The organism is Vogesella mureinivorans (assembly GCF_007644035.1).
GTDB classification, from domain to species: Bacteria; Pseudomonadota; Gammaproteobacteria; order Burkholderiales; family Chromobacteriaceae; genus Vogesella; species Vogesella mureinivorans.
The window spans coordinates 1-402 of record NZ_VMTV02000896.1; the positions used below are offsets into that span (position 1 = coordinate 1).

1 protein-coding gene is annotated in these 402 nt (G+C 70.6%); it reads right to left on the reverse strand.

Translation table 11 applies throughout. The features are described from left to right. On the reverse strand, nucleotides 1–364 hold a 364-nt coding region (locus FLQ44_RS20145), incomplete at its 3' end, for a purine-nucleoside phosphorylase (protein WP_147695783.1). Nucleotides 365–402 lie beyond the last annotated feature (38 nt).

The window sequence follows — 402 nt, forward strand, 5'->3', positions numbered from 1 at the left end:
CGAAGCGGCGACGGTTGCGGCTGGAGTCGGTGCTCGCGGCGGTCGCCAGCACCAGCTCGCCGAGCTTGAGATCGCGCTGCAGGCTGCCCGCCGTGCCGAGGCGCAGCAGGCGGCGTACGCCGTACTCGCGGATCAGTTCGGTGGCATAGATCAGGCAGGAGGGCATGCCCATGCCGCTGCCCAGCACGCTGATGGGGCGGCCCCGGTAGCTGCCTGTGTAGCCGAGCATGCCGCGCACGCGGTTGACCTCGACTGCGCCGTCGAGGAACTGCTCGGCGATGTGTCTCGCGCGCAGCGGGTCGCCCGGCAGCAGTACGGTCTCGGCAAAGGCGCCGGGTTCGGCGCCGAGGTGGGGGGTACTCATCGAAGGCTCCAGCGACAGATCGGAAGGTTCGGCACCGG